At 63.0% G+C, this 26,048-nt stretch carries 22 protein-coding genes; 7 read left to right on the top strand and 15 right to left on the bottom strand.

The features are described from left to right. Window positions 1-23: 23 nt before the first annotated feature. Both DNK10_RS08190 and DNK10_RS08195 read right to left on the bottom strand, forming a co-directional pair. Window positions 24-974, bottom strand: coding sequence for a homoserine kinase (locus DNK10_RS08190; protein ID WP_131181615.1), 951 nt, complete (start codon window positions 972-974; stop codon window positions 24-26). A 12-nt stretch (window positions 975-986) separates the two neighbouring features. Continuing rightward, window positions 987-1,271 (bottom strand): DUF2782 domain-containing protein, encoded by a 285-nt coding sequence (locus DNK10_RS08195; RefSeq protein ID WP_131181616.1) that lies wholly within the window; start codon window positions 1,269-1,271, stop codon window positions 987-989. Window positions 1,272-1,346: 75 nt separating this feature from the next. Between DNK10_RS08195 and polA the strand changes: the two genes are divergently transcribed. Next, the gene (polA, locus tag DNK10_RS08200; RefSeq protein WP_131191214.1) at window positions 1,347-4,169 is read left to right on the top strand and encodes a DNA polymerase I; all 2,823 of its coding nucleotides are present in this window, start codon (window positions 1,347-1,349) and stop codon (window positions 4,167-4,169) included. Between the two features lie 632 nt (window positions 4,170-4,801). Here the strand turns inward: polA and yihA are convergent. The 4 genes from yihA to DNK10_RS08225 all read right to left on the bottom strand — a co-directional run bounded on the left by yihA (window position 4,802) and on the right by DNK10_RS08225 (window position 8,529). Next, window positions 4,802-5,446, bottom strand: coding sequence for a ribosome biogenesis GTP-binding protein YihA/YsxC (yihA, locus tag DNK10_RS08210; RefSeq protein WP_131181618.1), 645 nt, complete (start codon window positions 5,444-5,446; stop codon window positions 4,802-4,804). Between the two features lie 82 nt (window positions 5,447-5,528). Then, the gene (locus DNK10_RS08215) at window positions 5,529-6,425 is read right to left on the bottom strand and encodes a D-hexose-6-phosphate mutarotase (RefSeq protein WP_131191216.1); all 897 of its coding nucleotides are present in this window, start codon (window positions 6,423-6,425) and stop codon (window positions 5,529-5,531) included. 189 nt (window positions 6,426-6,614) lie between these two features. Then, on the bottom strand, window positions 6,615-7,991 hold the full coding sequence (locus tag DNK10_RS08220; protein WP_131181620.1) for a TRAP transporter large permease: 1,377 nt from the start codon (window positions 7,989-7,991) through the stop codon (window positions 6,615-6,617). Continuing rightward, window positions 7,984-8,529 (bottom strand): TRAP transporter small permease subunit, encoded by a 546-nt coding sequence (locus DNK10_RS08225; protein ID WP_131181621.1) that lies wholly within the window; start codon window positions 8,527-8,529, stop codon window positions 7,984-7,986. Before DNK10_RS08225 ends, DNK10_RS08220 begins: the two co-directional genes overlap by 8 nt. 311 nt (window positions 8,530-8,840) lie before the next feature. Here DNK10_RS08225 and DNK10_RS08230 point away from each other — a divergent pair, with 311 nt between their 5' ends. Then, window positions 8,841-9,938 (top strand): TRAP transporter substrate-binding protein, encoded by a 1,098-nt coding sequence (locus tag DNK10_RS08230; protein WP_131181622.1) that lies wholly within the window; start codon window positions 8,841-8,843, stop codon window positions 9,936-9,938. Between the two features lie 240 nt (window positions 9,939-10,178). On the opposite strand, the gene argB is transcribed toward DNK10_RS08230, so the two are convergent. The 4 genes from argB to coaBC all read right to left on the bottom strand — a co-directional run bounded on the left by argB (window position 10,179) and on the right by coaBC (window position 15,409). Beyond that, window positions 10,179-11,084: an acetylglutamate kinase gene (argB, locus tag DNK10_RS08235; protein ID WP_131181623.1), complete on the bottom strand. Its 906-nt coding sequence runs from the start codon at window positions 11,082-11,084 to the stop codon at window positions 10,179-10,181. Between the two features lie 24 nt (window positions 11,085-11,108). Next, a complete protein-coding gene (algC, locus tag DNK10_RS25995; RefSeq protein ID WP_207389948.1) occupies window positions 11,109-12,500 on the bottom strand; it encodes a phosphomannomutase/phosphoglucomutase in 1,392 nt (463 codons plus the stop codon). Between the two features lie 1,213 nt (window positions 12,501-13,713). After that, on the bottom strand, window positions 13,714-14,169 hold the full coding sequence (gene dut, locus DNK10_RS08245; protein ID WP_131181625.1) for a dUTP diphosphatase: 456 nt from the start codon (window positions 14,167-14,169) through the stop codon (window positions 13,714-13,716). Between the two features lie 31 nt (window positions 14,170-14,200). Continuing rightward, window positions 14,201-15,409, bottom strand: coding sequence for a bifunctional phosphopantothenoylcysteine decarboxylase/phosphopantothenate--cysteine ligase CoaBC (coaBC, locus tag DNK10_RS08250; protein ID WP_131181626.1), 1,209 nt, complete (start codon window positions 15,407-15,409; stop codon window positions 14,201-14,203). 176 nt (window positions 15,410-15,585) lie between these two features. Here coaBC and radC point away from each other — a divergent pair, with 176 nt between their 5' ends. Next, a complete protein-coding gene (gene radC, locus DNK10_RS08255; RefSeq protein ID WP_131181627.1) occupies window positions 15,586-16,260 on the top strand; it encodes a RadC family protein in 675 nt (224 codons plus the stop codon). An 18-nt stretch (window positions 16,261-16,278) separates the two neighbouring features. Here radC and DNK10_RS08260 read toward each other — a convergent pair whose 3' ends face one another. After that, complete coding sequence (locus DNK10_RS08260; RefSeq protein ID WP_244216230.1) at window positions 16,279-17,505, bottom strand: esterase-like activity of phytase family protein; 1,227 nt, start codon at window positions 17,503-17,505, stop codon at window positions 16,279-16,281. 317 nt (window positions 17,506-17,822) lie between these two features. Next, window positions 17,823-19,400 (bottom strand): ABC transporter substrate-binding protein, encoded by a 1,578-nt coding sequence (locus tag DNK10_RS08265; protein ID WP_131191219.1) that lies wholly within the window; start codon window positions 19,398-19,400, stop codon window positions 17,823-17,825. Window positions 19,401-19,781: 381 nt separating this feature from the next. Between DNK10_RS08265 and rpmB the strand changes: the two genes are divergently transcribed. Next, window positions 19,782-20,018, top strand: a complete 237-nt coding sequence (gene rpmB, locus DNK10_RS08270; RefSeq protein ID WP_084303647.1) for a 50S ribosomal protein L28 — start codon at window positions 19,782-19,784, stop codon at window positions 20,016-20,018. 9 nt (window positions 20,019-20,027) lie between these two features. After that, window positions 20,028-20,183, top strand: a complete 156-nt coding sequence (gene rpmG, locus DNK10_RS08275; protein WP_083723973.1) for a 50S ribosomal protein L33 — start codon at window positions 20,028-20,030, stop codon at window positions 20,181-20,183. A gap of 82 nt (window positions 20,184-20,265) precedes the next feature. Here the strand turns inward: rpmG and DNK10_RS08280 are convergent, their stop codons facing one another. Next, a complete protein-coding gene (locus tag DNK10_RS08280) occupies window positions 20,266-22,650 on the bottom strand; it encodes a penicillin acylase family protein (protein ID WP_131191220.1) in 2,385 nt (794 codons plus the stop codon). 217 nt (window positions 22,651-22,867) lie between these two features. Next, complete coding sequence (locus DNK10_RS08285; RefSeq protein ID WP_131191221.1) at window positions 22,868-23,443, bottom strand: DUF6436 domain-containing protein; 576 nt, start codon at window positions 23,441-23,443, stop codon at window positions 22,868-22,870. A 122-nt stretch (window positions 23,444-23,565) separates the two neighbouring features. On the opposite strand from DNK10_RS08285, the gene bipL reads away from it, so the two are divergent. Continuing rightward, a complete protein-coding gene (gene bipL, locus DNK10_RS08290) occupies window positions 23,566-24,498 on the top strand; it encodes a phospholipase BipL (RefSeq protein WP_131181632.1) in 933 nt (310 codons plus the stop codon). A 2-nt stretch (window positions 24,499-24,500) separates the two neighbouring features. On the opposite strand, the gene DNK10_RS08295 is transcribed toward bipL, so the two are convergent. Beyond that, on the bottom strand, window positions 24,501-25,259 hold the full coding sequence (locus DNK10_RS08295) for a DUF2059 domain-containing protein (RefSeq protein ID WP_131181633.1): 759 nt from the start codon (window positions 25,257-25,259) through the stop codon (window positions 24,501-24,503). 82 nt (window positions 25,260-25,341) lie between these two features. On the opposite strand from DNK10_RS08295, the gene DNK10_RS08300 reads away from it, so the two are divergent. Next, window positions 25,342-25,965 carry a 2OG-Fe(II) oxygenase gene (locus DNK10_RS08300; RefSeq protein WP_131191222.1) on the top strand — a complete coding sequence of 208 codons (624 nt, stop codon included), beginning with the start codon at window positions 25,342-25,344 and terminating at the stop codon, window positions 25,963-25,965. Window positions 25,966-26,048 lie beyond the last annotated feature (83 nt).

Genomic DNA, 26,048 nt, shown 5'->3' on the forward strand with positions numbered 1-26,048 from the left:
CGCCCCAGGCTTTTGACGGCGATCTACAGCGCGAACGGCAGCGCCAAGTCGACGTGCTGACGCTCTGCCAGACGGCGCTGAAACTCGGCCGGGTCGTGGATCAGCACATCCTGGCCGGCGAAGGCTTCAGCGGCGATCAGGCGCGATAGCCAGAAGCGCACGCAACCGATGCGCAGCAAGGCAGGCCATAGCTCGGCTTCGGCGGCGCTGAACGGGCGCAACGCGGCATAGGCGCCGAGCAGGGCGCGGGTGCGTTCGGCATTCAGCCGCCCCTGCTCATCCGAGCACCAGTCGTTCACGGCAATTGCCAGGTCATAGAGCATGGGGCCGGAGCAGGCGTTGTAGAAGTCGATCACGCCACTCAGGTGAGTGCCTTCGAACAGGCAGTTGTCGCGGAACAGATCGGCATGCAGGTTGGCGCCCGGCAGCTTGTGTACACGTTCCTGCAGCGTGGTTATTTCTTCCAGTGCCGCATTCAGCAGGCTGGCCTGTTCGGCCGGCAGCCGCTGCGCCAGTGCCGCACCTTCACGCAACATCCACTCCAGCCCACGATCGCTTTTGCGTGGCAGTGTGCGCTCGCGGGTCGCCAGGTGAATGCGCGCCAGCAGGCTACCGATTTCCTGGCAATGGTGGGCGTTGACCGCGCTGATGTGCTTGCCGCTCAGCCGCGGCTGCAGCAGCGCCGGCTTGCCCGCCAGGCTGCGCAGGGCTTCGCCGCTGTCGGTGCGCAGGGCGTAGGGTACTGGCAGGCCGGCATCGTGGAGGACGTCCAGCAGTTCGATGAAGAACGGCAGATCGGCGCTTGGCCCGCGTTCGATCAGGGTCAGCACGAATTCGCCCTGTTCCAGGCTGACGAAGAAATTGCTGTTTTCGCTACCGGCCTCGATGCCCTGGAAGTCGAGCAGGCGACCGAGCCCGTAGGGCGCGAGAAACGTGTCCAGTTGCGGACGTTGCAGCGGGGTGAACACCGACATGAATTGACTGCCTTACCAGCTGAAGATTTCCCAGGCCGGGATGAGCATATCCGGCGAATCGGAGCGCACGAAGTTACCGTCGCTGCCATCGGCCCGAACCAGGAAATAGGGTTTGCCACCTTTCGGGGTGACCTTGATGGCGTAGAGGAAGCCGTTGACCCGGTACTCCTCTACGGTGCGGTCGCCGTCCTGGCGGATGGTTACATCAGGATCCGCCGAGGGGGCATCGTCGGCCTGCGCGGCAAACGGCACAGCGGCCAGTACGGCAAGCAGGATCAAGCGATTGAAGAGTCCCATGGTAACCTTGTCCCTTTGATATCAACGGTACTGCGTATTCTAGCGCCACGCCCGCCGAAAAGGTTGATCACGCTCATGAGCCAAGCCCCCCTCGTCCTGGTCGACGGTTCCTCCTACCTCTACCGCGCCTTCCATGCCCTGCCGCCCTTGACCACTTCCAAAGGTCTGCCGACAGGTGCGGTCAAAGGTGTATTGAACATGCTGCGCAGCCTGCGCAGGCAGTACCCGGACAGCCCCTTCGCCGTGGTCTTCGATGCCAAGGGCGGAACCTTCCGCGATGAGCTGTTCGCCGAGTACAAGGCCAACCGCCCGGCCATGCCCGACGAGTTGCGGCTGCAGATCGAACCCCTGCACGCCAGCGTGCGTGCGCTGGGGTTGCCGCTGCTGTGCGTCGAGGGTGTCGAGGCCGACGACGTGATCGGTACCCTGGCCCGGCAGAGCGCCGCCGAAGGCCGCGACGTGGTGATCTCCACGGGTGACAAGGACATGGCCCAGTTGGTATGCCAGCACGTTACGCTGGTCAACACCATGACCGGTAGCGTTTACGACATCGATGGCGTGAAAGGGAAATTCGGTGTCGGCCCTGAGCTGATCATCGATTACCTGGCACTGATGGGCGACAAGGTCGACAACATTCCTGGCGTGCCGGGCGTTGGCGAGAAAACCGCCCTTGGCCTGCTGGTCGGTGTTGGCGGCGGCCTCGACGTGCTCTACGCCAACCTCGACAAGGTACCAGGCCTGCCAATTCGCGGTGCCAAGACGCTGCCGGCCAAGCTCGAAGAACACCGCGAGATGGCGTATCTGTCTTATCAGCTGGCGACCATCAAGCTGGATGTGCCGCTGGATCTCGACTGCTCCAAGCTGCATCCCGGCGAGCCCGATATCGACGCGTTGATTCCGCTCTACGAAGAGCTGGAGTTCAAAAGCTGGCTGGACGAGTTGCTACGCCAGAACAAGGGAGCTGCACCCAAGGCCAAGGCAGCACTCACGCCGACGGCGGACGACCTGTTCAGCACCGCGATCAACCTGGCGCCGACGGTCGGTGACCTGGCTACTGCCGACGTAGAGCAGGCGGTGACCACCGGTGACTACCGCACGGTGCTCGAGCAGAGCGAGTTCGACGCCCTGCTCACGCAACTGCAGCAGGCCGAGCTGATTGCCTTCGATACCGAAACCACCGGCCTGGATGCCCAGCAGGCGCAACTCGTCGGCCTGTCGTTCGCGGTCAAGGCGGGTGAGGCTGTCTACGTGCCGGTCGCCCACAGCTACATGGGTGTGCCGCAACAACTGGATCGCGATGCGGTGCTGCGCGCGCTCAAGCCGATTCTCGAAGACCCGGCCAAGGCCAAGGTCGGCCAGCACGCCAAGTACGACATCAACATCCTCGCCAATGCCTCCACGCCCATCACCGTGCAAGGCGTGGCGTTCGACACCATGCTCGAGTCCTACGTGCTGGACTCCACCGCCACGCGCCACGACATGGATAGCCTGTCGCTCAAGTACCTGGGCCACAGCACCATCCGTTTCGAGGACATCGCGGGCAAGGGCGCCAAGCAGCTGACTTTCGACCAGATCGCTCTGGAGCAGGCGGGCCCTTACGCGGCTGAAGATGCCGACGTGACCCTGCGTCTGCACCAGAACTTGTGGGATCGCCTGGAAAAGGAGCCGGGCCTGGCGAGCGTGCTGCGCGATATCGAAATTCCCCTGGTGCCGGTGCTGGCGCGTATCGAGCGCAATGGTGCGCTGGTCGACGCCAATCTGCTCGGCCGGCACAGCCAGGAACTGGGCGAGAAGCTGGTCGCACTGGAGCGTCAGGCTTTCGAGGTCGCGGGTGAGGAGTTCAACCTCGGCTCGCCCAAGCAGCTCGGCGCCATCCTCTATGAAAAACTCGGTTTGCCGATCATCAGCAAGACCGCCAAAGGTCAGGCATCGACCGCCGAGGCGGTGCTTGCGGAGTTGGCCGAGCAGGACTACGCGCTGCCCAAGGTGCTGATGCAATACCGCAGCCTGAGCAAGCTCAAGAGCACTTACACCGACCGCCTGCCGGAACAGATCAACCCACGCACCGGACGCATCCACACCAGTTATCAACAGGCAGTGGCATCCACTGGGCGCTTGTCGTCCAGCGACCCGAACCTGCAGAACATCCCGGTGCGCAGCGCCGAAGGCCGACGCATCCGCCAGGCCTTCATCGCGCCTGCGGGTTACAAGCTGCTGGCGGCCGACTATTCGCAGATCGAGTTGCGCATCATGGCGCACCTGTCGCGGGACGAAGGGCTGCTGAACGCCTTCCGCGAGAACCTCGATGTGCATACGGCCACCGCCGCGGAAGTCTTCAAGGTCGCACTGGATCAGGTGACTCCGGATCAGCGCCGTAGCGCCAAGGCCATCAACTTCGGCCTGATCTATGGCATGGGCGCGCAGAAGCTGGCCAAGGACATTGGCGTCGACAGCAAGCAGGCCAAGGCCTATATCGAAACCTATTTCGCCCGTTACCCCGGCGTACGCGAGTACATGGATCGTACGCGTCGGCAGGCCGCGGAGCAGGGCTACGTGGAAACCCTGTTCGGGCGTCGTCTGTACCTGCCACAGATCAAGTCCAGCCGGCCCCAGGAACGCGCCGGCGCCGAGCGTACGGCGATCAACGCGCCGATGCAGGGTACTGCGGCGGACATCATCAAGAAGGCCATGGTGGCTGTGGATAACTGGCTCGCCGAGTCGGATCTGGATGCCAGGGTGATCCTGCAGGTGCACGATGAGCTGGTGCTGGAGGTGCGTGAGGATCTGGTCGAACAGGTCAGCGAGCGGATTCGGCCGCTGATGGCCAAGGCCGCCGATCTGGATGTGCCGATGCTCGTCGAGATCGGGGTAGGCAATAACTGGGATGAAGCTCATTGAAGGTCAGTTAGTGCTGAGAGCTCTTAGCCGATATTAAAACCAAACAAAGGAATCTAAGCATCGCTGAACTTTACTTCTGTCCACCCGGTCAGAGTTTGTGAATGGCCCATAAAGCCCTTCGATGCTCCTTTGTTGTGTTAAGTGTTGGCAGACATCTGAGCCCCGCCCTAGCGGTTCAGACCCTTAAACCCCGATCTTCTCCCTCCCCATACGAAGTTCGGGGTTTTTTTTGCCTGTAGAAAAGTACTAGGGTCTGTTGCCGTTTCAACGCGAGCCGCGTTGCCGCGAGAAATCTCGCCAGGTTAGGCGGAGGACGCAGGGAATGGCATTCCCTTTTCAAGTCCTCCAACGACGCATGGCGAGATTTCCCGCGCAACCCGCAGGGCCGGGCCCGTTTTGCCGCGATGCTGCGTTTCTCGCCGGCTCATTTGGCCAGCCAAACTTCGCGGCTCGTGCCTTGCCTCGCGGCAAAACGGGCTCCGGCGCGGCCGTGCGTGAAACGGCAACAGACCCTAGGCAGCTCCTCCCCTCAATCTCCTGCGCTGATTGCCTGAAGCGCTGCGCCATGCGGCCGCTTGATGCAAAACGCCCCGCTTGGAGCGGGGCGTTTGCGTTGGCGACGAGCAGCAGAGTCAGGTTTCAGCCTGCTCGTCTTCTTCCCCGATCAGGCCCAGCCAATGTCCCAGAACGGTCTGTGCGTCTTCCACGCCGATGCGCTTGGGTGCCGAGAACAGCTGGATGCTGACGTGGTCGCCCCAACCCTTGCGTATCTCCTGCTGAACCTTGAGCAGCGCAGTCTTCGCCGCGCCAAAGGCCAGCTTGTCGGCCTTGGTCAGGAGGATATGCATGGGCATGCCGCTGGCGCCGGACCAGTCGAGCATCATGCGGTCGAACTCGGTCAGTGGGTGACGGATGTCCATCATCAGAATCAGCCCGCGCAGGCTTTCACGGCTGCCCAGATAGGCTTCCAGGTGTTTCTGCCAGTGCAGCTTGAGCGGGATCGGTACCTTGGCGTAACCGTAGCCGGGCAGGTCGACCAGGCGGCGCTCGTCATCCAGGCGGAAGAAGTTGAGCAGCTGGGTACGCCCTGGCGTTTTCGAGGTACGCGCCAGGCTGGCGTGGGTCAGGGTGTTCAGCGCGCTCGATTTGCCGGCGTTGGAACGCCCGGCGAAGGCCACTTCGTAGCCCTGATCGTCCGGGCATTGGTCGACCTTGGCGGCGCTGATCAGAAAGGTGGCTTGCTGACACAAGCCGATTGCAGGGTTCTTTGCTTGCATCGGGGTATCCGGTGGAGGGCGTGCATCGCGGCAGTCTATCAGGCTGGGGCCCCGCTGACGCATATGGGCTGCTGGCCTTATCTCAAAGCGGTTGCGACCACAGTGTTACAGCGAGCCGGTATTCGGCGTCCGGTGCGAGAATCAGCGAATCGTCCAGCACATTGGCGTGCTCGATGCAGAGCATGCCTTGCCAGGCATCGTCGGCGAACTGCGACAGGCGTTTGGCTTTGTCGATCCAGGGGTTCCACACCACCGCCGAGCCCGAGCCTTCGCTGCGCATGAGGATACGGCGCTTCCACTGGGGATCGACGATGCTCAACTGCGCCGGTGTGTCGAGGTAGATGCGGTCGGTCTCGCCACTGAACGCCAGCGCGCCCTTCTGTCTGACTTTTTTCCAGCCGTCGAGGGTGTCGATGTAGCGGCAGGCATCCAGGCCTTCGACCTTCACCTGGCGAATGTCGCTGACCGCGAAGTAGCTGTGCAGCGCCTGGCTGATCGGCAGTTCGCTGTCGCCGAGGTTGCGCGTGGTCAGGGTCAGCTTCAGGCGTTCACCCAGATGGATATCGAGCTGCAGCTCGGCGGCCAACGGCCACTCTGCGAACGGTTGTGCGGCAGTATCGAAAGCGAACGACAGTGTCACGCCATCCTCCTCGGTGTTCAGGCCGATCAGTTGCCAGTCGCAGTTACGCACCAGACCGTGTGCTGGTGCATGTTCAGGACGCGTATGGGCGGCCCGTATCGCTTCGGGGTTGCGCTGCAGATCGCCGAACCAGGGCCAGCACACCGGAACCCCGCCGCGTACGCTTTGCCCGGCTGCATAAGCCGCCTGATCGCTCAGCCAGATCAGCGGCTGCCCGTTGGCCGGCTGGTAGCGCAGGATTTGCGCGCCTTGCTCGCTCACCAGCAACTCGGCGCCAGCGTGGCGGATGCGCCAGCAGACCAGGTCGCCCAGTTGAATGCGTTCGTTGGTGGTGCTCATGAAAATGCTGCTCCTGGTAGACGTTGCCTATTGGGCCACGGCGGGGCCGCGGGGTTCGCTCGCTGCCATGAAAAACGCCCGTCGAGACGGGCGTTCTGTGCGGCCTGCCATCCCTGGCGGCCACCCTGCGGGCCGTCGGCAGAGCCGACGGCAAAAATCGCTCCCGGCGATTTTTTCCTGCTTGTCGGTTTACGAACCGTAGATCTTATTCGGTAGCCAGGTGATCAGCCCCGGGAACTGGTAGGCGATGACCAGCATCGTCAACTGGATGATGATGAATGGGATCACGCCCCGGTACATGGTGGCGGTACTCACCGAACGTGGCGTCACGCCGCGCAGGTAGAACAGCGAGAAGCCCAGCGGCGGGGTGAGGAACGAGGTCTGCAGGTTCAGGGCGATCATCACCCCGAGCCAGACCGGATCCAGCCCCATGGCCAGCAGCACCGGGCCGACGATCGGCACCACCACGAAGATGATTTCGATGAAGTCGAGAATGAAACCGAGCAGGAAGATCACCAGCATGACCAGGAAGAATGCACCGAGCACGCCGCCTGGCAATTGATGGAACACATCCTCGATCAGCGCTTCACCGCCGAAACCACGGAACACCAGGGAGAACAGCGAGGCGCCGATCAGGATCAGGAACACCATGCTGGAAATTTCCGTGGTGCCCTGGGCCACGGCGCGCAGCTGCGTCAGGTTCAGCTGGCCCTTGAACAGTGCCAGCAGGGTCGCACCGACGGCACCGATGGCCGCTGCTTCGGTCGGCGTGGCGTAACCGGCGAGGATCGAACCGAGTACCGCGATGATCAGCACCAGTGGTGGTATCAGGGAGCCGAGCAGCTTGCCCCATTCCACTTCGCCGAGTTCTTCCTTCGGCACGACCGGCATTTTCTGCGGCTGGAAGATCGCCACCATGATCAGGTAGGTGACATACAGCACCACCAGCAGCAGACCCGGCACCAGCGCGCCCATGAACAGGTCGCCGACCGACACGGTCTTCGGCGAGAAGATGCCCATGCGCAGCTGTGCCTGCTGGTAGGCGCTGGACATCACGTCACCGAGCAGTACCAGCACGATCGACGGCGGGATGATCTGCCCCAGAGTGCCAGTGGCGGCCAGGGTGCCGGTGGAGACTGCGGGATCGAAGCCACGCTTGAGCAGTGTCGGCAGGGCCAGTAGACCCATGGTCACCACAGTGGCGCCGACGATGCCGGTACTGGCGGCGAGCAGGGCGCCGACCAGGCAAACCGAAATAGCCAGACCGCCGCGGATGCCGCCGAACAGGCGCGACATCGATTCCAGCAGGTCTTCGGCAACCTTGGATTTTTCCAGCATCACGCCCATGAACACGAACAGCGGCACGGCCAGCATGGTCTGGTTGTTCATGATGCCGAACAGGCGGTTGGGCAGGGCGCTCAGGTAGCCGGCGTCGAAGGTGCCGGTGACGATACCGATACCGGCGAACAGCAGGGACACACCCGCCAGCGTGAAGGCCACCGGGAAGCCGCCCATCAGCACCACGCAGATGCACAGGAACAGCAGGATCGACATGACTTCAGCCATGTTTCACCTCCGGCTCGGGCAGCACACCGCACAGCAGGTAGATCGCCTTGATCAGGTTGGAGATGCCTTGCAGGCTCAGGCTGACCACCAGCACCAGAATGATGCTCTTTTGCAGGTAGACGAACTTCAGGCCACCCGACTCGCTGGAGCCCTCGCGGGTCGACCAGGAGTTGGCCACGTAATCCCAGCTCGCCCAGCCAAGAAACAGGCAGACGGGTAGCAGCAGGAACAGGGTGCCGAGCACCTCGACCAATGCCTGACGGCGGCCGCTGAATTGTTGGTAGAAGATATCCACACGCACGTGGGCATTGCGCTGCAGTGCCCAGGCCGCAGCGCCCATGAATACCAGCGCGTGGGCATAGAGCACGGCTTCCTGCAGCGCGGTCGCGCCCATGTTCATGCCGTAGCGCAATATCACGACCAGAGCCGTACCGAGTACCAGAAACAGAGTCAGCCAGGAGCAGGCCTGGCCGAAGCGGAAGTTCACCACGTCGATGACGCGCGCGATCCCCAGCGGAAGTGAAGGCGTATTGGACATAAGGCGTCCTTATAGTTATCGAAAAGAGCGAAAAAGCTGGGGATTTTAGGCAGGAGGCCGAGCATACGGCAATGGCGATACGACTTTAGTGGCGTCCGCCCGCGGAACGGACTGATTGCCCTTAAAGTATTCGGGCTGAGCCGTTGGCGTTGGTTATAGGTCGATGCCTGGACACGATTTGAAACATTTGCCCCCGATGTATGGTTGTTATGCGGGCATAGGATAACGCGCGGGGCGGTTGGCGGATCGCCACTATGTTATCAAGGCCGGAACGGCCCGAAGGTCATTATTACAACAACAAGGAGCTACCTATGAAACGTCGCCAAATACTGGCTGCTGCGGGCGTCGGCATTGCCGCGGGTGCATTGGTCGGGTGCAAAGAGGAAACCGGTGCGGCCGATTCGTCGCAACCGGCTGCCGAAGCCAAGACCTTCAACTGGAAAATGGTCACCTCCTGGCCCAAGAACTTCCCGGGTGTAGGCGTGGGCGCCGAGCGTTTCGCCAAGCTGGTCGAGCAGATGAGCAGTGGTCGATTGAAGGTCAAGGTCTACGCCGCCGGTGAACTGGTGCCAGCCCTTGAAGTGTTCGACGCGGTCTCGCGCGGCACTGCCGAGATGGGCCACGGCGCTCCTTACTACTGGAAGGGCAAAGTGCCTGCTGCACAATTCTTCTGTGCTCTGCCATTCGGCCCCAACGCCCAGGAAATGAATGCCTGGCTGCATTACGGCGGTGGCATCCAGCTGTGGGAAGAAGTGTACAAGCCCTACGGCGTGCTGCCGATGGCCTGCGGTGCTACCGGCGTGCAGACCGCCGGCTGGTTCAACAAGGAAATCAATTCGGTCAATGACCTCAAGGGCCTGAAGATGCGTACCCCGGGCCTCGGTGGTGAGGTGCTGACCAAGGTCGGCGGAACCGTGGTCAACATGCCGGCCGGTGAGATCTTCACTGCCCTGCAGACCGGTGCCATCGACGCCACCGAGTGGATCGGCCCGTACAACGACCAGGCGCTGGGCTTGCACAAGGCGGCCAAGTATTACTACACGCCGGGTTGGCAGGAGCCGAACGTCACCTTCGAACTGGACATCAACATCAAGGCCTGGGAAACCCTGCCGGCCGACCTGCAGGCCATCGTTCGCGCCGCTGCCCGCGACGTCAATGGCGACATGCTCGACGACTACAACGCCAAGAACATGGAGTCCATGGAGCAGCTCAAGAAGGAGGGCGTCGACGTGCGCCGTCTGCCGGACGAGGTACTGGCCAGGCTCAAGGAAGTCTCCGCCGAAGTGGTCGACGCCACCGCCGCCTCCGATCCCGCCGCGCAAAAGGTCTGGGAACAGCAGAAGGCTTACCTGGCACGCCTGTACGAATATGCCGAAGCCAACGAGAAGGATATCTACGCCATTCGTTGAGACGAGGTCAGCGAAGAACCGTAGGGTGGGTTAGGTGCCTGTTGCAGGCTGGAAACCTGTGTGGTTCCAGTTGCGCCGTAACCCACCATAGGCGCAGCACCGGATATCGTTTGGTGGGTTACGCGACGCACTGAAATCGTTGTGTTAGGCATTGTGATACATAGCGTCGCTAACCCACCCTACGGGGGAGTGAAACAAAAACGCCGGCTGCGAAGCCGGCGTTTTCGTTTCACGGATCGCTCAGTGACGCTTGCGGTTGCTGATCAGGGTGCCCACACCGGTGTCGGTGAAGATTTCCAGCAGCACGGCATTCGGCACGCGACCGTCGACGATGTGCGCGGTAGTCACGCCGCCCTGCACCGCTTCCAGTGCGCAGCGGATCTTCGGCAGCATGCCGCCGTAGATGGTGCCGTCGGCGATCAGGCCATCGACCTGCTCGGTGGTCAGGCCGGTGAGTACTTCACCCTGTTTGTCCATCAGGCCGGCGATGTTGGTCAGTAGCATCAGCTTCTCTGCCTTCAGCGCCTCGGCGACCTTGCCGGCCACCAGGTCGGCATTGATGTTGTAGGACTCGCCATCCGGGCCCACGCCGATCGGCGCGATCACCGGGATGAAGTTGCCCTTGACCAGCATGTTCAGCAGTTCGACATTGACCCCGGTGACTTCACCCACATGGCCGATATCGATGATTTCCGGCTGGGTCATTTCCGGGGTCTGGCGGCTGACAGTGAGCTTCTTGGCGCGGATCAGCTCGGCATCTTTACCGGTCAGGCCGATGGCGCTGCCGCCATGACGGTTGATCAGGTTGACGATGTCCTTGTTGACCTGACCGCCGAGCACCATTTCCACCACGTCCATGGTCTGCGCATCGGTAACGCGCATGCCGTCGATGAAGTGACTTTCGATGGACAGCCGCTTGAGCAGATCGCCGATCTGCGGGCCGCCGCCGTGTACCACCACCGGATTGATACCGACGGCCTTCATCAGCACGATGTCGCGGGCGAAGCCGGTCTTCAGCTCGTCGCTTTCCATGGCGTTGCCGCCGTATTTGATCACCAGGGTCTTGCCAACGAAGCGGCGAATGTACGGCAATGCTTCGGACAGAACCTTGGCGATATTGGTGGCGGCATCACGCTCTAGGGTCATGCGGGGGCTCCAGTGCTGGGCGGGTCAGAACGGTAATTTGATATCGGGGGCGACAATGCGCAGCTGCGAGCGGAACAGTTCCTGAATCCGCTCGAGTTCTGCCTGGTTCTCCGCTTCGAAGCGCAGCACCAGAACCGGCGTGGTGTTGGATGCACGCACCAGGCCCCAGCCTTTCGGGTAATCGACGCGCACACCATCAAGGTTGGTCACACTGGCTTCGCCCCATTGCCCTTCGCGTTGCAGGCGCTCGATGATGGGGAACTTGGTCTGTTCGGTGACCTGGATGTTGAGTTCCGGGGTCGACACGTCATTGGGAAACGCAGCGAACACCTGCTCGGCGGTGCGCTTGTCCTGGCTGAGAATTTCCAGCAGGCGGGCGGCGGCGTAGATGCCGTCATCGAAGCCGAACCAGCGCTCCTTGAAGAACACGTGGCCGCTCATTTCGCCTGCCAGCAGGGCGCCGGTTTCCTTCATCTTCTTCTTGATCAGCGAGTGGCCGGTCTTCCACATCACCGGGCGACCGCCGTAGCCGCTGATCAACGGGGTCAGGCGACGGGTGCATTTGACGTCGAAGATGATGTCGGCGCCCGGATTGCGCGACACCACGTCCTTGGCGAACAGCATCAGCAGGCGATCCGGGTAGACGATGGCGCCGGTGTTGGTGACGACGCCAACGCGGTCACCATCGCCATCGAAGGCCAGGCCGATGTCCGCGTTCTCTTCCTTGACCTTGGCGATCAGGTCGACCAGGTTCTCGGGCTTGCCCGGATCCGGGTGGTGATTGGGGAAGTTGCCATCGACCTCGCAGTACAGCGGGATCACCTTGCAGCCCAGGGCTTCGATCAGCTGTGGTGCGATCACGCCCGCGGCGCCGTTGCCACAGTCGACCACCACGCGCAGAGGCTTGGCCATGGCGATATCGTTGCGGATCTGTTCCAGGTAACGCGGCAGCAGGTCGATGGCCTCGACACTGCCTTCACCGCTGACCAGGTCGTTGTCGTCGATGCGTGTCTTGAGCGCCTGAATCTGCTCGTTGGCCAGGGTATCGCCAGCGATGACGATCTTGAAACCGTTGTAGTCCGGTGGATTGTGGCTGCCGGTGAGCATTACCGCGGACTTGCCGGCCAGCACGTGTGCGGCGTAGTACACCACTGGCGTCGGCACCATGCCGACGTCGCTGACCTGGCAACCGCTGTCGACCAGGCCCTGGATCAGTTGCTGCACCAGTACCGGGCCGGACAGGCGGCCGTCACGGCCGACGGAGACGTTGGGCTCGCCTTCGGCCTGGCTCTGGGAACCGATGGCGCGGCCGATCCAGTACGCGGTTTCCGGAGTCAGGCCAGCGCCTACTACGCCGCGGATGTCATAGGCACGGAAGATGTCTGCAGGGAGTTTCGGGGCTTGCGGCGCGGTCATGGTCGGGGTCTGCTCCAGTCCCAGGAGATCCTGGTCGTCGTCGAGAATGTCGATATCGAGGATATCGGTGTCTTGAAACAGCGGATTTACGAGATCCGCTGGCTTGGCCGCGACACTACTACTACTACTGGGTTGCTGACTGGCGACGACATCCGGGCGTTTGGCCGGTTCCTGGGCGCGACGGGGCAGTCGGCTCAGGTTCTGCGCCAGGTCATGCAGGGCGGGCAGGCTCAAGCTGAAGGCTTTGACGGCTTTGCCCGCGGAGAGTTCTTTAACCAGTTGGGTCAATTGCGATATGTCGCTTTTCAGGCGCTGCTGCAGGCGTCGGTTGACCAGGTAGAGCCCTGCCAGGGCACCGGCCAGCGCGACCAGCAGCGCAAGCGCCAGCAGCGCTGGCGACAACCCGTTATTGCCGAGGCTGGAGGCTGGTGTGAAGTTCAGCGTCCAGTGTGGGTTGCCGGTCACGAATGCCTGGGCGTTACCATCGGCCTGGCCACGCTGAGTCAGTACCTGCGGGGCGCCACCGTCGAAGCGCTGCACCAGTTGGATCTGCCCGACATCGGCCGGTAGCGGCGGCAGGTTGGCGAGCACTCGGTTGAGGTCGACGGCCAGCAGCAGGGTGCCGAGCATCGGCCGGGTATCGTCCTGGCGCACCGGGGCAACGCTGTAGGCCAGCCAACGTTCGCCCACCCGGTAGGCTTCGACAGCCGGTGCCTGCCCGCTCTCGAGGCGGCGCAGCATGTCCAGTGCGGCGAAGTTCATCGGCGCTGTGCGGCTGCTGTCCGGAACGGCCTGGCCGGTGAGGTTGAGCTGGGCATCGACCACGCCGTTCCAGTAGCGCAGCGCCTGTTCGGCATTGCGCAGTTGCTGCTCGTCGCCGCTCTGCAGGGCGCGCGAAAGCTCCGGGTTGCGCGCTGCCACAAGGGTGTCTGTGCTGAGCTGTTTGAGCGCCTGTTGCAGGCTGGCGGCCTGGCTCTTGCCCCAGGCCTGGATCAATTGCTCCTGCTGCCGCTGCTGGGCCGGAGTGACGGCGGTGACCCACAGCAGCGCGCCGGCCAGCACCACGCCGAGAGTGGCCGCCAGGGCGCCGGGCAGCAGCTCGGTCGTGGCCTTGTGTTTCGGCCGGGAGATAGTTTGCGAGTCGCCGGAGCGTTCTTCCTTGGGCGCGCGTTTGAAGCCTTTCATCGAACGTCTCCTGGCGATTGGGTCTGCTTCAGTGGCTACCGGAGTGGCCGAAACCACCGGCGCCGCGCTCGCTGTCGTCGAATTCCTCGACCACTTCGAAGCGTGCCTGCACGACGGGCACCAGCACCAGCTGGGCGATGCGCTCGCCGATCGCCATCTTGAAGGCGGTGTTGCCGCGGTTCCAGCACGACACCATCAACTCGCCCTGGTAGTCGGAGTCGATCAACCCGACCAGGTTGCCGAGCACGATGCCGTGTTTGTGGCCCAGGCCCGAGCGCGGCAGGATCAGCGCCGCCAGGCCAGGATCGGCGATATGGATCGCCAAACCAGTGGGGATCAATACGGTCTGGCCCGGCTCCAGAGTCAGGTCTTCCTTGAGCATGGCGCGCAGGTCGAGGCCTGCCGAGCCTGGAGTGGCATAGGCCGGCATGGGGAAGTCGTTACCGAGGCGGGGGTCGAGAATCTTGGCTTGTAGGGCGTGCATGGGGCGATCAGGTAGTCCGTGCTGATGAATGTCAGGGTTTGGGCTGGTGCGCGGCGATGAAGCTCATCAGTTGCCGGGCGATCTTGCCTTTGCTGGTCTGCGCGAAGCTGCTCTGGTGTAGCTCGCGATCGATGATGGTGATCGCGTTGTCTTCGCTGTTGAAGCCGATGCTGGGGTTGGCCACGTCATTGGCGACGATCAGGTCGAGGTTCTTGTCCTGGAGCTTGCGCGAGGCGTATGCCAACAGGTTCTCGGTCTCGGCGGCGAAACCGACGCTGAAGGGGCGGTCGTCGCGATGTGCGAGGGTGGCGAGAATGTCCGGATTGCGCACCATCTGCAACAGCAGGCCATCGCCGCTGTTGGGATCTTTCTTCAATTTGTGCTGGGCGACAACTTCCGGGCGGTAGTCGGCGACGGCTGCAGCGGCGATGAGGATGTCGCACGGCATGGCCGCTTCGCAGGCGGCGAGCATGTCGCGGGCGCTGACCACGTCGATGCGGTTGACCCGATCCGGCGTCGCCAGGTGTACCGGGCCGCTGATCAGGGTGACCTTGGCGCCGGCTTCCACCGCGGCTTCGGCGAGGGCGAAGCCCATCTTGCCGGAGCTGTGGTTGGTGATGTAACGCACCGGGTCGATGTTTTCCTGGGTCGGGCCGGCGGTGATCAGCACGTGTTTGCCGGTCAGTGCCCGGTGCTCGAAGCTGTCGGCAGCAAGCTGCGCCAGGTCATCGGCTTCGAGCATGCGGCCCATGCCCACGTCGCCGCAGGCCTGGCTGCCGGATGCCGGCCCGAACAGGCGCAGACCGCGTGCGCGCAGCAGCTCGGCATTGGCCTGGGTTGCAGGGTCGCGCCACATCGCCTGGTTCATCGCGGGGGCCAGGGCCACGGGCGCATCGGTGGCCAGTACCAGGGTGGTCAGTAGATCATCGGCCACGCCCTGTGCCAGGCGTGCCATGAGGTCGGCGGTCGCCGGCGCGATCAATACCAGATCGGCCCAGCGCGCCAGTTCGATATGCCCCATGGCGGCTTCTGCAGCCGGGTCGAGCAGATCCTGATGCACCGGGTGGCCAGACAGCGCCTGCAGGGTCAGGGGGGTAATGAACTCGCGACCGCCCTGGGTCATGACCACGCGCACTTCGGCGCCCTGATCCTTGAGTCGGCGAACCAGCTCGGCGCTCTTGTACGCCGCGATGCCGCCACCCACGCCGAGGATGATGCGTTTGCGATACAGCCGCTGCATAACTCTGCCTTTGTCGTGTGTAGTTACAGACGCAGGTGACCGAGACCTCCCCAGGCCCGGCACCACGCGAAAAACCGGGCTACGATAGCACAGCGGCAGCAGGGGAGCAGCGGCGTGCCGGGCAAGCCTGTTGCCGGCGGTACGCGATGCCGAATTGGAAGGACAAGGAGCGTCTTATGAGTATTCGTGAGTGGCCCGCGGCAGAGCGCCCGCGGGAAAAATTACTGGTTCAGGGCGCAGCCAGCCTGACCGATGCCGAGTTGCTGGCGATCTTCCTGCGAACCGGTGTAGCGGGGCAGAGTGCGGTGGATCTGGCGCGTCATCTGCTCGCCGACTTTGGCAGCTTGCGGTCGCTGTTACAGGCCGACTTGCCTTCATTCAGTCAACGCCTCGGGCTTGGGCCCGCCAAGTTCGCCCAGTTGCAGGCGGTGCTGGAAATGGCCCGTCGGCACCTGGCCGAGCAGTTGCGCCGTGATTCGGCCCTGGAAAGCCCGCAGGCGGTGCGTGATTACCTCAAGGCGCTGCTGCGTCACGAACCCCACGAAGTGTTCGGCTGCCTGTTTCTCGATGCCAAGCACCGCGTGCTGGCGTTCGAGGCGCTGTTCCAGGGCTCCATCGACAGCGCCAGCGTTTACCCGCGACAGGTCGTTAAACGTGCCCTGGCACACAATGCCGCCGCGTTGATTCTTACCCACAACCATCCGTCAGGCGTCGCCGAGCCGAGCCAGGCGGATCGCGTGCTGACCCGGCGACTGAAGGATGCCCTGGCCCTGGTCGAGGTGCGTATTCTCGATCATTTCATCGTCGGCGACGGCGAACCGTTGTCCATGGCCGAGCGCGGCTGGATGTAGCCTGCATGGCCATGCCGGCTATCTGGCTTGCAGCAGCTCGCCCACTTTCAGCAGAACCAGTTCGCTGTCATCCGCGCGGTTGGGCTCGCGACTGCTGGAGAACGGCAGGTTGTTGTCGTTGCCGACGACGATGTGCGTATCATCGACGATGTCGACGTTCTCGATGGTGAAGAACGGAAAGGTCAGCACCCCGTCGTTCAACGGCTTACGTGCCAGGCCTTGCGGATCCTGGATCGCGAGAAGGTCGACATAGCCGACCTTGCGCACCGGCTTGCCTAGGTTGCTGTCGTCGAGGGCCACCTTGTATACGCGCTTGAAGCGGGCGATGTCCGAGAAGCAGGTGCTGCCGGTCTCGCCTGCAGGGCAGGCCTTGTCGGGCGTGCCTTCGCCATTGTCGCGTTCGATGATCAGCCCGCTGGTGGCATCGATCATGTTGAAGTCGCCGATGGCGTGGCCGGGCTGCTCCAGGGGGTACAGCCAGTGGCGGCCCGTCCAGGCCTCGCGCTGGACGTCGAACTCGATCATGCGCAACACGCTCTTGCTATCGTGCTGCTCGGCGTCGTTGCTGGCTGCATCCCACAAGGGGCCTTCGAGCAGTGCATAGAGTTTGCTGCCGTCGCTGGAGGCCGCCATGCCCTCCAGGCCCTTGGATCGACGCACCTCGAAGCTCATCGGTTCGGCAGGCCAGCCAGGCAGCTTCACCGCGGGGTTGTCGGGCGAGCGCACCGGTTTGCCCGCTACCTGCAGGTCGAATACGTTCAGCACCCGGCCCTGCAGGTCGGTCTTGATCAGGTAAGGCCCGAACTCGTCGCCGATCCAGATGGCATCACCTGCGAACTGGAAACTCTCGGGGTCGAAATCGGCGCCCGTCAGGTAGCGCGCTTTCGAGCCCTCATGAACGATTCGAAACGGCACCTTCTTGTCCGGGTCACTGAGAAATACAGTCGCCAACCGCTCGAACTCGCCTGTCTGGAAGTCGACGTCATAGTGGTTGAGGTAGAGCATCGAGTCGGCGGAGTTGGCCTTGGTGCCAAAGCCGTTGTCGGTCAGTATCCAGAAACTGCCGTCGGGCATGTGCTTGATGCCGGAATGGCCCTGCAGCGGCTGGCCTTCGAAAGGCAGCGACATGCCCGTGGGACGATTGGCCGACATCCCCTCGACGCTGCCGATTTTCTCCGTGCGCTGGCCATTGGAGAATTTGCCGCTGACGGCGAAATCTGCCGGTGCATCCGCAGGTGGGCTCACGAAGCTGGCTGCCGGCAGCACGGCGTGCCCGGCCAGTATCGCGGGGTAGGCGGTGGCCGTGTCCTGCCCGTGAGAGAGGAGCGGGACGCAGCAGAGTGTGGTGGCTAGCAGTTTGCAAACACTGACATTGAAGCGCATGGCCTGAACAACCCCGTCTATGAAGAACGGACAGGGTGGAACAGGCGTATGTCATGACTGTGACAACTGCCTGTCGCCGAACTGCTGGCCCAGGGCTGCCCGAGCCCTGCGGGTTGGCAACCGCTGCCTGCCACGTTCATGGATCTGACGCTGGCGGGCGGCGATCAACGAGCGGTGTATCAGGGCTTTACGCTGACCCTGGAGAAATCCTGGCGGCCGAACGGGCTGACGCTGTAGCCCTCGACATCCTTGCGGGTCAGGGCATAGGCCGTCGGGTGGGCCAGGGGTAGCCACAGCGCCTGCTGCTGGATGATCGCCTGAGCGTCCTTATATAGCGCGCTGCGTTTTGCCTGATCGCTGATCGCCTTGCCGTCGGCGATCAGCTTGTCGAGCTTGGCGTCGCAGTAGCGGGCGAAGTTCAGGCCGGACTCCACCGAGGCGCAGGAAAATTGCGGGGTGAGGAAGTTGTCCGGGTCGCCGTTGTCGCCCGCCCAGCCCATGAACAACAGGTCGTGTTCGCCGGCCTTTGCCCGGCGGATCAGCTCGCCCCACTCGATCACGCGAATCTCTGCCGTGATGCCGACTCCAGCCAGATCGGCCTGCAGCAGTTGTGCGCCAAGGCTGGGATTGGGATTGAGCACGCTGCCGGACGGGCGTGTCCAGATGGTGGTCTTGAAACCGTCGGCCAGACCCGCCTCGGCCAGCAGCGCACGGGCTTTTTGCGGGTCATGGGCATAGCCCGGCAGGTCGTTGGCGTAGCTCCAGGTGTTGGGCGGATAAGGGCTGCTGGCGGGTTCTGCGCTGTTCTCGAATACCGCTTTCAGGTAGCTGGCCTTGTCGAACGCCAGGTTGATGGCCTGGCGCACGGCAGGCTTGTCCAGCGGCGGATGCTGACTGTTGATACCGACGAAGGCGGTCATGAAGGCTGCGGTCTTCACGCTGGTGAGGTTGGCATCCTTGCTGGCCGCTTCGACATCCATCGGTTTGGGCGACAGGGCTATATGGCACTCGCCTCGGCGCAGCTTCTGCAGACGTACGTTGGCGTCCGGGGTGATGGCATACACCAGCGCGTCGACTTTCGGCTTGCCGCCGAAGTAGTCGGCGTTGGCGACGTAACGCACCGCCGCATCCTTCTGGAAGCGCCTGAACACGAAGGGGCCGGTGCCGATGGGCTGGCTGTTGAATTTCTCCGGAGTGCCTGCCTTGAACAGCTGGTCGGCGTATTCAGCCGAATAGATCGAGGCGAAGCCCATGCTCAGGGTGGCAAGGAAGGTCGCATCGGGTTTGTTGAGGACGATGCGTACGTGATGCGTGTCCAGCTTCTCGACTGCCTTGATCAGCTCCGGCCATTGCATGGACTGGGCGTGGGGATAACCACTGGTGGCGACCTTGTGCCAGGGTTGGACGGGGTCGAGCATGCGCTGGAAGCTGAACAGCACGTCGTCGGCTTCCAGAGGGCGGCTGGGCTTGAAGTAGTCGGTGCGATGGAATTGGACGTCGGGGCGCAGGGTGAAGTTATAGGTAAGGCCGTCCGGGGATATTTCCCAATCACTCGCCAGGCTCGCCACCAGCTTGCCGCTGGCGGCATCGAACTCCACCAGGCGGTTCATCAGCACGTCGGCCGATGCGTTGGTGGTGGTCAGGGAGTTGTACTGCACCACGTCGAACCCGTCCGGGCTGGCTTCGGTGCAGACGCTGAGCGTGGCGGCCTGGGCGAACAGCGGGGCGATGAGCAGCGGCAAAAGAGCGAGACGCATGGTGAACTCCTGAACGGGACGGCGCGCATCCGGCGGGCCGTCGAATGGAAAACGCTGACTGAGGTGGGTCGCGTTGACGCGTGAACAGACACTAAGCGATAAGTCGCAGGGGAACAACGTATCGTGGCGACGAATGGTCGTTGCCGGTCGCGCCTGCATGGCTGGGCCGGCGCGCCATTGGGCCCGCCATTAAAGTGTGTTCGCGCTTGTTGCTCCGGGGGCTTTCTGGTATAAAGCAGCGCTCTTTTCTAGGGGCCCGGTTGCTTGATTACGATCTATCGCCGGTAAGACCCTGAAGAAACGCGGCGCCCAGCGCCGAAAAACAGAGATTAAGCGGCCAACCCATGCCGGGTTGGGCATGTGGTTTTAGAGGGCTGAGGTATGTCGAGAGTCTGTCAAGTTACCGGTAAGGGTCCGGTAACCGGGAATAACATTTCCCACGCCAACAACAAAACCCGTCGTCGTTTCCTGCCGAACCTGCAGCATCACCGCTTCTGGGTCGAGTCCGAAAAACGCTTCGTTCGTCTGCGCGTTACTGCCAAAGGCATGCGCATCATCGACAAGCGTGGTATTGACGTAGTGCTGGCTGAAATCCGCAGCCGCGGCGAAAAGGTTTAAGGAGCTATCATGCGCGAACTGATCCGTTTGGTGTCCAGTGCCGGTACCGGCCACTTCTACACCACCGACAAGAACAAACGCACCACGCCCGACAAGATCGAAATCAAGAAATTCGATCCGGTCGTACGTAAGCACGTGACTTACAAGGAAGCCAAGATCAAGTAATTGATCGGCGACCCTGTTGAAAAAGCCCGCCTGGCGGGCTTTTTCATGCCTGGGATTTGCCTCGGCGGGCTGTCGATGTCTGTCAGGGCGCAGGTTGCAAGGTCAGCGTACCGCGCGTATTGGCGATGACGTCCTCAGTGCTCAAGTGCTGCGGCACGTATTCGCCGCCGATGAAGTGCTGCGCCTGGTCGCGGTAATAGCGGTCGAAGGGCACGCCGCTCTGGCCGAGCGGGTTGATGCCCAGGCTTCGGCTGGCATCGGCCATATCGACCAGGCGCCGCGTCGAGGGGCCGTGGCCCACCTGCCAGGGCGCGCTGGCGATACGGTGTGACAGGTTGTTGGGCGTTTCATGACCGCCAGGCGCTGCCAGCGGGCCAACGTTGAGCAACGCGTTCAGCGGCCATTGCACGCCCAGCGGATGTTGATGGGTGAGGGTGTGCAGCAGGCCCCAGCGCCATTGTTCACTGTTCTCGCCCTGGGTCGCTCGCAGGTGCTGCAGGGAAGCGCGCCAGGCCTCGGCTACCGCATCGGCACGGCTGCGGGGCTGGCCGTCGGCACGCGTCCACCAGGGCGACTGCGGATCGGCGGTAAGACGCGGTAACGCGCTGTCGATCATGCGGGTCGACAGCAACTGTTCGAAGGAAGTCTGGCCGAGTCTTTCGGCCATGGTGGCGCGGCTCAGCTCGAAGGTGAACTGGTTGAACAGGGTAGCGGCCAGCGAATCCAGTGGATGATCACCCGTCCAGGTCGCCAGCGATTCCACCAGTTTGTGCTCATGCTCATGCTCATCCGCCGCGGCGGCGCGCAGGTCGTCGAGGATCGGTGCCAATAGCCGTGGGCCATAATCGGTGCCGGTCTCCAGCTGCAGGGCCTGGCTGTTGTGCAGATCCCAGCGCACGTCCGGGTTGGCCAGGTGCTGATTCAGGCGCTGGCCGCGTTCCGGCGGGTTGTAATAACCGGGAATCTCGATGCCGCTGGGCGAGCGCGGCTGAAAGTTGGCCGAAACGATATAGCCGCGTGCTGGATTCTCTTCCTGAGGGTTGGCGCTGAAAGGCTGGAAGCCGAGCTTGTCCGCCGCGTCGCTGCTGCCGTCGAGAATGAACGCCGGATTCACTCCCAATGGCCGCTTGGGCAATTTCGCCGCGGCCCACCAGGCGATATCGCCACGGGCATTGGCCCAGACCACATTGAGGCCCGGTGCATGGATGCGTTCTGCGGCCGCGCGGCCTTTGTCCAGGGTGTCGGCACGGTTCAGGCGGTAGAAGGCATCGAGCAGCGGATTCTCGGTTTCCAGAAAGGCCCACCACATGGCGATCGGTGTCGTGCCGTCAGCGTTGTCCAGCGCATCGTTGATGATCGGGCCGTGGGGCGAACGGCGCAGCTCCAGGAGCACCGGCTCGCCGTCCTTGACCTGGATGATCTCCTGGCGATGTTGCAGATCGACCCAGCGACCCTGGTACCAGACCTGCTCGGGATTGTTCGGGTTGACGCGCTCGGCGATCAGATCCATGTCGTCGTTCTGGAACATGGTCAGGCTCCAGGCGAAGTCGCGGTTATGGCCGAGAAAGGCCACCGGCGTCGCAGGCTGGTGGTGGCCGTACAACTCGAAGCCCGGATGCTTGAGGTGAGCCTCGTACCACACGGACGGCACGGCGAAACGAATGTGCGGGTCACCGGCCAGCAGCGGCTTGCCGCTGGCGGTGCGCGTGCCCGACACCGCCCAGGCATTGCTGCCCTCGAACTGCGGCAGACCGCTGTCGGCCAGGGCCTGCTGGCTGAGCTGGGCGAGGCGTTCGAGCATTTGCCAATCGCTCTGCCTGAGCGAAGTATCGATCACGCCTTCAGGGTGCCAGTCGATATCGAAGATCTTCAGGTAGTCGCTGCCAAACTCGTCGCGAATATGGGTCAGCAGCGGTTCGCTGCGCAGCGCCGCGGCGAAGCTGTAGGCCAGATAGCCGGCGATGGACAGGGTGTCCGCCGCGGTGAAGGGGCGTTTCTCGATGCCCAGCAGGTCGAACTCCAGCGGCGCCGGGCGGCTGCTCTGATACTGGTTGATGCCGTCCAGGTAAGCGGCGAGTGCCCTGGCGTGGGGACTATTGGCATCCAGCTCGCGGGCCTGTTGGTCGGCGCGCACGCGGATTTCCAGGCTGCGGAACAGACGGTCGGTGGGCAGCAGCCTGGCGCCGAGAATTTCTGCCAGTTCGCCACGGGCCAGGCGGCGCAGCATTTCCATCTGGAACAGACGATCCTGGGCCTGCACGAAGCCCAGGGCACGATACATGTCGGCTTCGTCCTGCGCCTCGATATGCGGTACGCCGCGCTCGTCATAGCGCACCTGCACGGGCGCGCTCAGCCGCTGCAGTACGAGCTGGCCATCACGCTGCGGCTGTTTGCTGTGCAGGTACCAGGCGCCGCCGCCGGCTGCCGTCAGCACGAGGGCAACCAGAATGATGAGGATGCGTTTCATGCTGCCGTCCTTGTCGCCACGCGGGCGCCTATGCTGCGAGCAATCGGCGCCGACTGCAAGACAGCGGCATGTTCAGGATTTGGAACGGCCCTGGCTGACGTGAAACTGGCGTACAGGCCATTGAGGTGCTTGGCCAGCGAGGCCAAACGGGCCACGCCGGCCATGGCATTCAGCGCGTTGATTGAGCCTTGCAAGCTATCCCCTGTTCGCTGGGCGTTCAGTGCAGTTGTGCCCAATCACAGAAACAGCCACTGGCCAGATTGTTGTTGGCCACGACTTTCCGGCCATCGAGCAATGCGTCGAGTACGGGTTCGATAAAACTGTTGCCAGAGGTGCAGGTGAAGCCGCTGCTGTAGGGGCCGAAATAGGCCAGCTCGCCGCGCTGATCCCAGATCGCCACGGCCGGGCTGGCTGGCAGATTGTCGCTGCCTGTCAGTCCGGTAAGTGGCTGCAGGGCGTTCAGGGTATTTGGCAGGCGTCCATCTCCGCCCGGCTTCTGCACGATATGGAAGGTCACGCCGCGAGCGGCATAGCGCTCCATCAGTTCGGCGAGGTGCTGTTGATTGCCGATATTGCAGGGACAGGCCGGATCCCGGAAATGCACCAGGCGAATCTCGCCCGGGCCGGCGAGTTCTGCGGGCAGGCGTAGCTCGGCACCATCGAACAGTGTCGTGCGGTCGCTGAAGGGCCGCAGATAGCGCGCCTCGAACCACCAGAAGGCAGCGACCATGGCGACCAGCCAGATGACCGCGATCAGGCAGGCGAGCAGGGTTGTGCGGCGGGAACGGGCCATGATGACAGCTTTCGTTGGACACTTCGTTAGCTTGCCATGGCGAGCCCGGCAGCAGAATATCGCCACTGTACCGGTTGCCCGCCGAGGTAACGCTGCCTTGAATCAAAGAGTTTATAGCCCTGATGTTCGATACCTTTCAGCCCGAATCCCTGGTCGCCAGTCTGCGCCCCCTGACCAGCGCGGCGTCGTTGTCGCCCGCGGAGCTTGCCTACCGGCAGTTTTACGGATTCGTGCCGCAGGAGGCAGTCGAAAGCTGGCTGGGCTGGTTCGAGGCGGGCGGTTATCGCATCGCTGCCCAGGTCTGGAAACCAGACGCGCCGCGTGCGACCTTGCTGTTGCTGCACGGCTATTACGATCACAGCGGCCTGTATCGGCACGTGATTCAGTGGGGTCTGGAGATGGGTTTCGCCGTGCTTGCCGTGGACTTGCCCGGGCATGGGCTGTCCAGCGGGCTTCGCGCCAGCATCAATGATTTCGCCGAGTACCAGACGGTGCTGGGCGCCGCGCTGCAACAGGCTGAGGCACTGGGGCTGCCGCAACCCTGGCACCTGTGCGGGCAAAGCACCGGCGGGGCGATCCTGATCGACTACCTGCTCAACGGTAAACCGCTGGATGCGGTGGGCGAGACTATTTTGCTGGCACCCTTGGTACGGCCGTGCCGCTGGAACTGGTCGCAACTCAGCTATCGTCTGCTACGCCGTTTCGTTCAGGAGGTTCCGAGGCGCTTCAGCGAAAACTCCAGTGACCTGGAATTCCTCGACTTCCTGCGCAACCGTGATCCCTTGCAACCGCGCATGGTACCGACTGTCTGGGTCGGGGCGCTGAGCCGGTGGGTGCCGCGTATCGAGCAGGCGCGACGCAGCACGCGCAGCCCGCTGATCATCCAGGGCGAGGCGGATATGACGGTGGACTGGCGGCACAACCTCGGCGTGCTTCAAGACAAGTTCAGTGCGCCACGCATCCTGCGCCTGCCCGAAGCCCGTCATCACCTGGCCAACGAGGTGGCGCCGATACGTCAGCGCTATTTCGATTATCTGGGTGAGCAGTTGAGCTGAGTTCAGTGGGCAGGTGCCAGGCTGTTGGCGTTCTGGCCAACCGCCAGGCTGGCACGGATCGCTGCCAGTGCGGCTTTGTAGTAAGCCGCGCCTTCGCTGGATTGGGCGAAGGTGACGAACTCCTCCAGTTCCGGATCGGAAAGCCTGCGGTAGACGTGCAGCAGGGTGTTATCCAGATCCTTGTCGATCTGCGCCATCAGGCGTTGGCGCTGGCCGTCGAGCAGGCCTTGTGCGGCACCGGCCCCCAGCAGGCCTGGAATCATCTGGCTGAGGCTGTCGGCGGCGACACCCGCCAGGGCCAGGCTGATTTCCGCACCTGCCTCGCTGGCCGGCAACGCCTGGGCCAGGTGGCGGATCAACAGGCGGCGTGTGGCATCCGCCTCACTGAGTGGCAGGCCGTCTGCGTACTTGGCCAACTGATCCGGGCGCGTGGCGAGCAGTTCTGCCTCGACGATCTTTTGGCCCAGGGGGGATTCGAAGAAGCGCAGGGCAGGCGTCGGGTCGACCAGATTTTCGCGCAGGCTGCTTTCTGCCCGCTGATCCATGGCGCTGGCCGCGAAGCGCTGGTTGCTGTTACTCACCAGTGCCTGGTAAACCGCCGGCGGCAGGCTATTGCTGTAGCGGGTCTGGGCGGCGCTGAGGGCATCGCTGAAGTGTGCACGTTGCTGGGGCCAGCCAGCTTTTTCATACAGCTCGGCATGGGGCTCGGCCAAAGTGGGAAGGCTCAGGAGCAACAACAAAAGACAACACAACGCGCGCATAAGGACTCCGGTCTGAGGCGGCTATTTTCGGCAGCCAGGTGGAGCTTGTCGAGGTGTAGTCGACACAGGGTAGAATCTCGTCATGACGACCGACATTTCCGATTCGCTGCTGAGCCGCATCATTGATGACCTTGCCGAATTCGGATGGTCGTTGCAAACCCGGTTCGCCCCCCTGTCTCTGACTCGGCAATTGGCCGAAGAGTGCCGCCAGCGTATTTCCCAAGGCAGCCTGGCGCCGGCCGGCACGGGCCGCAGCCACGCCGTGGCGGTGCGTGAAGGCACGCGTGGTGATCACATCCAGTGGCTCGAGGCCGGGCAGTCGCCGGCCTGCGATGGCTACCTGCAACTGCTCGACGAACTGCGCGTGGCGATCAACCAGAACCTCTACCTGGGGCTGGTGGACTATGAGAGCCACTTCGCCTTCTATCCGCCCGGCGCTTTCTACCTCAAGCACCTGGATCGTTTCCTCGACGACGACCGCCGTGCGGTATCCGCGGTGCTGTATCTCAACGACGACTGGCTGCCCGAGGAAGGTGGGGCGTTGCGCCTGTACCTGGCCGACGGGCAGGTGCGCGACGTCATCCCCGAGGCCGGCACACTGGTGGTGTTCCTGTCATCCGACGTGCCCCATGAAGTGCTGCCGGCCAGCCGTGATCGGTTGTCATTGACCGGCTGGTTCCGCCGTCGTGGCGACGGCCCGCTCTAGCCTTGCTACGCCGCGGGCAGGTGTTCAACGAACACGAGTTGGACGCGGCTGAAGCGGCCTTGCGAAAACTGGACGGGCAGAAA

Origin of the sequence: Phytopseudomonas daroniae (assembly GCF_004327275.1) — a bacterium.
GTDB classification, from domain to species: Bacteria; Pseudomonadota; Gammaproteobacteria; order Pseudomonadales; family Pseudomonadaceae; genus Aquipseudomonas; species Aquipseudomonas daroniae.